Annotated in this window: 1 protein-coding gene; it reads right to left on the bottom strand. The window is 65.7% G+C overall.

Annotated features, from left to right (window positions below; translation table 11 throughout):
• Window positions 1–519, bottom strand: a 519-nt coding sequence (locus ACLE20_RS15570; RefSeq protein WP_410941227.1) for an SDR family oxidoreductase, incomplete at both ends; no start/stop codon positions are given.

The raw sequence follows: 519 nt of genomic DNA on the forward strand, positions 1-519 counted from the left end.
CGTGGCAGCCACCGCGGCGATGTCTCGTGCAGCTATCCATCCGACGCGGCGATCGCCCCAGAAGACCGAGAAGGCGCCATCGTCGACCGGTGTCATGGACGCCAGTCCCTCCATGAAGACGTTGGGGTGCAGGTGCGTCCACGCCAGACCGCTTCCCTCGATGTAGCGTTCGATCATCTGGTGCCAGACGAAGTGCGGATCGGTGACGTCCCAGTTGGCGAACACGCCTTGGTGCACGATGTGGCTGACACCCGCTTTGACCGCGGCGTCGACGATGGTCTTGCTCTGGGTCAGCATGGCAACGGTGTAGCCGGTCAGCAGGTATACCCGGTCCACACCGTGCAGCGCGTGGGCGAAGGTGCTCGGATCGTCCAGGTCGAGGCGCACCGCGTCCCGCCCTGCCGTGCGCAGTTCGTCGACCTGCTCGGGCTTGCGTGCGGCATAGCGGACTCGGACGTTGCCCGGGTCGCGGTCGAACTCCTCGACGATCAGCTTCCCGACCTGGCCCGTCGTTCCTAT

It is taken from the genome of Rhizobium sp. YIM 134829 (assembly GCF_046546455.1).